A 5,115-nucleotide genomic window follows, 5' to 3' on the forward strand; every position below is an offset into this window, starting at 1 on the left:
CGGCCCGTGTCCGGGGCGGCGGCCAGCCGCTCGGTCAGCCGCCGGCCGAGCGCCTCGCCCCACAGGGCGGTCACCGGTACCCGCTGATCCCGCAGCTCGTCGGCCGCGACGCCGAACACCGCCGGGCCGGTACCGGGCGGGAACCGGAGGCCCACCACCGGGTCGTTCGAAGTCGCGTCGAAGACATGGGCACGGGTATCGGGCCCGGCGACGACCAGCTCGCCGTTCCGCGACAGCAGGTCCATGCACCCGTCCGGCAGCACGCGTGTGCCGCCCTCCGGCGCGACCGCCACGGACCACACGGCGGCACCACCGACCGGGGACGGTCGTTCGTGATACCCCACACCGCCAGCATGGCACGGTGAACCGCCATCGCGGGTGCGCCCGGCCCGCACCCCGCGCGGTCGCGTCCACCGCCTGGCCGGGTGCTCTCCGTCGGTCCCGGCTGGCAGGATCGTGACGTGACGACCACCGACCGGGCCATGCCGCCGTTGACCGCCGACGAACGTGCCACCCTCCAGAGCTGGCTGGACTTCCAGCGCGCCACGCTGGCGGTGAAGTGTGCCGGGCTCACCGACACCCAGCTCCGCACCGCCTCCGCGCCTCCGTCCCCGTTGACCCTGCTGGGCCTGACGGCGCACATGGCCGAGGTCGAACGCAACTGGTTCCGCCGCGTCCTGCTGGGGCAAACAGCACCCGCGATCTTCGGCGGGGACAGCGACCCCGAGGCCCGGGACGGCGGCTTCGACCTGCCCGCCGACGTCTCCACCGACACCGTGCGCGAGGCGTGGGAGAACGAGGTGGACCACGCGCGGGCCGCCTGCGCGGAGCGCACGCTGGAGGACACCGGAACGTTCGGCGGCGGGGAGGTCAGCCTGCGCTGGATCTACGTACACATGATCGGTGAGTACGCCCGGCACAACGGCCACGCGGACCTGCTCCGGGAGCGCATCGACGGCGCGACCGGCGTGTGACAGACGGGCGCCGGCGCCCGTCTCTCACGCGGCGGTCAGTCGTGCGCCGAGGCGGCGGCGCGGATCGGCGTGGTCTGGGCGGCGGCGATCCGCCAACGCCGCTGGGACCTCGTCAGCACGTAGGTGAGCGCGCCCGAGGTCGGCAGCGCGTCGTGCGCGGCGGCGTCCGACCGGTTGTCGTGCACGGTCTTGACGCAACTGACGATCGCGACCTCGGGCGTGGCGAAGCGGATGTCGACGACCTCCAGCGAAGTGGTCACGTCCGACAACGGCGAGGTGAGCGCGCCCCGCATGGCCTCGGCGAACGCCTCGCGGCCGAGAACTCTCCGCCCGGCGATGTTGACGATCACCGCGTCCGGCGTATGCAGATCCAGCAGGCCGGGATCGTTCTGGAGTTCCTGGGCTCGCGAGACGAGCTCGTGGATCGCGCGCTCGTCGGCCTCGGTGTGACGTGCCGTGTCAGCATCCATGGGACAAGCGTGCAACCTCTACCATGATCGAGGTCAACCCGCCGTGCCCAGCGCAAGGGGAATGCTCAGGTGGGTACCACCGTCCCGCGTCGAGAATCCCGGAAGCACGCGAGAGCTGTTCAGGCTGTGATCAGCGGAGCGTAGGGCTCGTTCTCCGCCGTGAAGATCAGGAGAAAGTCCCTGCCCGCCCCGGTGGCGACCTCATGGAGGCGGGCGAGGACCTCGGCCTCGGTGGGGAGGGTGAGGCCGAGGATCGCGGCCGCACGGTCGCGCCGAAGCTGCGAGTCGGGCGTGTTCTCTCGGTACTCGGCAGCCAGTTCGCGGCCCTCCTCGGCGGTGAATTCCCGGCAGTCACGCCACCAGGGTGCGACCAGAAGGAGCCGCAAGAGCTCAGGCAGGCCCGTCGCGACGCGAGCCGCGCGGCCTTCCGAGTCCGCGTACAGGACCGGGCGTTCCTCGCCGCCGTCGCCACAGAAGAAGTACGTACCCCCGGCCGCGTCTCCCGCGAAGCCCTCCAAGGGTGCCCCCGACGCGAGATGGACCTCCTCGCCGTGGTCCCCCCGGTCGAGGTCGAAGTCACCCGGCCCGGCCAGGAAATCGGCGGCCTCGGCGTGTTCGGCGATGGCAGTGATCAGCGATGGCATGCGCGGGACTCTAGCGGCTGGAACACGACAGCGTCGCGCCGAGCGCGTACACGGGCGGCCCGCACGAGAAAAGCCCCGCTGCCCTGTCGTCGCAGGTAGCGGGGCTTTTTGCTGGTGTGGCGGGTGAGGGATTCGAACCCCCGTAGGCTGAGCCGTCTGATTTACAGTCAGATCCCTTTGGCCACTCGGGTAACCCGCCTTGTCCGGTCATCCCGGCCATCACGCAGTCTACCCAACCCCCGTGTCGCCCGAACGACGGGGGCGGGGGTGGCTAGGGTGGGTACGTTCCGGCAAGCAGAACTACGAGGTGGGTGACGTGGCGGATCCGTCGTTCGATGTGGTGAGCAAGGTCGAGCGCCAGGAGGTGGACAACGCGCTGAACCAGGCGAGCAAGGAACTGTCCACGCGGTTCGATTTCCGCGGCACGGGCGCGAAGGTCGAGTGGGCGGGCGAGCACGCCGTGGTGATCGAGGCGGAGACCGAGGAGCGCGCCCGCGCCGCCGTCGACGTGTTCCGGGACAAGCTCGTCAAGCGCGGCATCTCGCTCAAGGCGTTCGAGGCCGGCGAGCCGGCCGTCTCGGGCAAGGTTTACAAGGTCACCGGCACGATCCTGGAAGGCATCGAGTCCGACAAGGCCAAGCGGATCGCCAAGTACATCCGCGACGAGGGCCCCAAGGGCGTGCAGGCCCAGATCCAGGGTGACCAGCTGCGGGTGACCGGCAAGAAGAAGGACCACCTCCAGGAGGTCATCTCCCTGCTCAAGGAGACCGACTTCGGCATCGCGCTCCAGTTCACCAACTACCGGTGAGGCGGGCCGAGCGGCTGAGCAGGCCCGTGAAAGGACGCTACGCTGACGCACCGGCGGTGGAACCCGGCGGCGTGCGACAGGGAGCTGGTGGATGAAGGGCATCGTGCTGGCGGGCGGCAGCGGAACGCGCCTGCACCCGATCACCCAGGCGGTGTCGAAGCAACTGCTGCCCGTCTACGACAAGCCGATGATCTACTACCCGCTGTCGGTGCTGATGCTGGCGGGCATCCGGGAGATCATGGTGATCTCCACGCCGACGGACCTGCCGAACTTCCGGCGGCTGCTCGGTGACGGTCGCCAGTGGGGCCTCGACCTCCGCTACGCCGAGCAGCCCAGCCCGAACGGCCTGGCCGAGGCGTTCGTGATCGGCGCGGACTTCGTCGGCGACGACGACGTCGCGCTGATCCTGGGCGACAACATCTTCCACGGCCGGGGCTTCTCCGGCCTGTTGCGGGAACAGGCGAGCTGCCTGGACGGCTGCGCGCTGTTCGGCTACGCCGTCAAGGACCCCCAGCGCTACGGCGTCGGCGAGGTGGACGGGGACGGCACGCTGCTCTCGATCGAGGAGAAGCCGAAACGCCCGCGCTCCAACCTCGCCATCACCGGGCTCTACTTCTACGACAACCAGGTGGTCGACATCGCCGCCGACCTCACCCCGTCGGAGCGCGGCGAGCTGGAGATCACCGAGGTGAACATGGCCTATGTGCGTGCGGGCCGGGCCCGGCTGAACGAGCTGAGTCGCGGGTTCGCCTGGCTGGACACCGGCACCCACGACTCGCTGCTGGAAGCGGGCCAGTTCGTCCAGGTGCTCGAACACCGCACCGGCGTGCGCATCGCCTGCCTTGAGGAAGTGGCTTTGGACATGGGATTCATCAGCCCGGACGAGTGCTTCCGGCTCGGCGCGAAGCTGGCCAAGAGCGGTTACGGCGACTACGTCATGGACGTCGCCCGCGCGGCCGGAGCCACGGGCTGAGAACGCGGAGCCGCGCGAACCACGAAGGAGTCGCGGGGCTTTCCGCTCGGGACGTCGAGGTCGTGGACGTCAGGGCTCGCGGCGCGCCATCTCCTCCAGCCTGCGCACGCGGTCGTCCACGGGCGGGTGGGTGGAGAACAGGTGTGAGAGCCGCTCACCGGGCCGGAACGGGTTCGCGATCATCAGGTGCGATTGGGAGACCACCTGCGGTTCGGGCTCCAGCGGCCGTGCCCGGGTGCCGCGCTCCAGTTTGCGCAACGCCGACGCGAGCGCGAGCGGATCGCCGGTGAGCCGGGCTCCTGAGGCGTCGGCCTGGTACTCGCGGGACCGGCTCACGCTCATCTTCACGATCCCCGCCGCGATCGGCCCGAGGAGCACGATCAGCAACGTGGCCAGCGGGTTCGCCCCGCCCTCGCGGTTACCGCCGAACAGGCTCGCGAACATGGCCATGTTCGCGAGGAAGCTCACGACACTGGCCAGTGCGCCCGCGACACTCGAGATGAGGATGTCGCGGTTGTAGACGTGGGACAGCTCGTGGCCGAGCACGGCGCGCAGTTCGCGCTCGTCGAGGAGACCGAGGATGCCGACGGTGCAGCACACGGCGGCGTTACGCGGGTTGCGGCCGGTGGCGAACGCGTTCGGCGCCGCCGTGGGGCTGACGTAGAGCCTCGGCATCGGCTGGCGCGCGGTGGTCGCCAGCTCGCGCACGATCCGGTACATCGCGGGCTGCTGCGCCTCGGAGACCGGCCGTGCCCGCATCGCCCGCAACGCGAGCTTGTCCGAGTTGACGTAGGCGTAGCCGTTCACACCCAGCGCGACGAGCAGTCCGATCACCAGTGCGGTACGGCCGAACAGCCCGCTGATCGCCACGATCAGGGCACTGAGCAGGCCGAGCAACAGCGCCGTCTTCAACCCGTTGCGGTGGGAGTGCACGCGCCCTGCCTCCTTCGGTGCATCCGTCTCAGCCATTTGGCCCCTATCGCATCGAACGACGTCGTTCGGGCGGAAGTTCCAGGTCGGGGCCTCCGGTGACGAACACGACCCGGCCCGGGCGGCCTGTCCGGCCGCGGCACGCCGGGTCGCGCGGCGACGCACGGGCGCTTCACGATGAGGACGGGTTCGACCTCGTGTTCGCCAGGGCTTAGAATAAATTTCGGCATACCGAAAAGAGGGACCTCGTGACCGGGCACACCGCAGGACCGCGCGCCGCACTCGCCCGAGCGCGGCGGGACGCGCGTCGCCGCGG

The 5,115-nt window shown here is 70.1% G+C and carries 7 protein-coding genes and 1 tRNA gene; 3 read left to right on the forward strand and 5 right to left on the reverse strand.

Going from position 1 to position 5,115, the window contains the following annotated elements; all coding sequences use genetic code 11:
* Positions 1-302: DUF6597 domain-containing transcriptional factor (locus SACSA_RS25910; RefSeq protein WP_019814932.1), on the reverse strand; the 302-nt coding region annotated here is incomplete at its 3' end.
* Positions 303-482: 180 nt separating this feature from the next.
* Between SACSA_RS25910 and SACSA_RS0108125 the strand changes: the two genes are divergently transcribed.
* Positions 483-974, forward strand: coding sequence for a DinB family protein (locus SACSA_RS0108125; protein ID WP_198009017.1), 492 nt, complete (start codon positions 483-485; stop codon positions 972-974).
* 35 nt (positions 975-1,009) lie between these two features.
* Here SACSA_RS0108125 and SACSA_RS0108130 read toward each other — a convergent pair whose 3' ends face one another.
* The 3 genes from SACSA_RS0108130 to SACSA_RS0108140 all read right to left on the reverse strand — a co-directional run bounded on the left by SACSA_RS0108130 (position 1,010) and on the right by SACSA_RS0108140 (position 2,287).
* Positions 1,010-1,444, reverse strand: a complete 435-nt coding sequence (locus tag SACSA_RS0108130) for an SgcJ/EcaC family oxidoreductase (protein ID WP_019814936.1) — start codon at positions 1,442-1,444, stop codon at positions 1,010-1,012.
* 119 nt (positions 1,445-1,563) lie between these two features.
* The gene (locus SACSA_RS0108135; RefSeq protein WP_019814938.1) at positions 1,564-2,088 is read right to left on the reverse strand and encodes a hypothetical protein; all 525 of its coding nucleotides are present in this window, start codon (positions 2,086-2,088) and stop codon (positions 1,564-1,566) included.
* 117 nt (positions 2,089-2,205) lie between these two features.
* Positions 2,206-2,287 (reverse strand) — tRNA-Tyr (locus tag SACSA_RS0108140).
* A gap of 117 nt (positions 2,288-2,404) precedes the next feature.
* On the opposite strand from SACSA_RS0108140, the gene SACSA_RS0108145 reads away from it, so the two are divergent.
* Together SACSA_RS0108145 and rfbA are read left to right on the forward strand one after the other, a co-directional pair.
* Positions 2,405-2,896, forward strand: coding sequence for a YajQ family cyclic di-GMP-binding protein (locus SACSA_RS0108145; RefSeq protein WP_019814940.1), 492 nt, complete (start codon positions 2,405-2,407; stop codon positions 2,894-2,896).
* Between the two features lie 91 nt (positions 2,897-2,987).
* Positions 2,988-3,869 (forward strand): glucose-1-phosphate thymidylyltransferase RfbA, encoded by an 882-nt coding sequence (rfbA, locus tag SACSA_RS0108150; protein WP_019814942.1) that lies wholly within the window; start codon positions 2,988-2,990, stop codon positions 3,867-3,869.
* Positions 3,870-3,938: 69 nt separating this feature from the next.
* Here the strand turns inward: rfbA and htpX are convergent, their stop codons facing one another.
* Positions 3,939-4,802 (reverse strand): zinc metalloprotease HtpX, encoded by an 864-nt coding sequence (htpX, locus tag SACSA_RS0108155; protein WP_019814944.1) that lies wholly within the window; start codon positions 4,800-4,802, stop codon positions 3,939-3,941.
* Between the last annotated feature and the right edge of the window lie 313 nt (positions 4,803-5,115).

Source organism: Saccharomonospora saliphila YIM 90502, assembly GCF_000383795.1.
GTDB classification, from domain to species: domain Bacteria; phylum Actinomycetota; class Actinomycetes; order Mycobacteriales; family Pseudonocardiaceae; genus Saccharomonospora; species Saccharomonospora saliphila.